Origin of the sequence: Pseudomonas sputi, assembly GCF_021603585.1 — a bacterium.
Taxonomy (GTDB): domain Bacteria; phylum Pseudomonadota; class Gammaproteobacteria; order Pseudomonadales; family Pseudomonadaceae; genus Aquipseudomonas; species Aquipseudomonas sputi.
In genome coordinates this window covers 1-455 of record NZ_BQHI01000071.1, presented here as the reverse complement: position 1 = coordinate 455, position 455 = coordinate 1, and the positions used below count along the sequence as shown (strand labels likewise).

At 58.7% G+C, this 455-nt stretch carries 1 pseudogene; it reads right to left on the bottom strand.

Annotated elements, in window-relative coordinates:
* Positions 1 to 367: pseudogene (locus L6D81_RS29335) on the bottom strand (hypothetical protein); the annotation flags it as partial.
* Positions 368 to 455: the final 88 nt, after the last annotated feature.

Genomic DNA, 455 nt, shown 5'->3' with positions numbered 1-455 from the left:
GGGCTGACCACGTGAGTTCCTTCCCTACAACGGCTTCCGCTATCTTGCCTGCTCCGTTGTCGGTCTCTATCCAGACGCTGACAACATCCCCGTCCTGCTCCCCGAACCCTGAAGCGTGCGAGCCATTACCAACAGGCTCGCCATTCGCAGGTGACTCCCAAATGGGAGGGGCTGGAACAACAACGTAATCCACCCGCTGACTGTCCTTGGAGATATGGCCTTCGAAATGCTGTCGAGCCCGAAGGGTTTTCGCCCCGACCTTCGCCTGTATGACCTTGTCTTTCCAGAAACCCTTCGAATCCGCCATGGTATCGAGTACAGGCTCAGGGTCCCCATTCTGGAAAACCTCGATCCGCGCGTTCGGCATGCTCTTGCCTTCCATCATCGCGGTACGGGTGAGCCTGCCGCCGCTCGTTGGCGTCGTGATTTCCGGTGGCATCACCACCACCGTCACT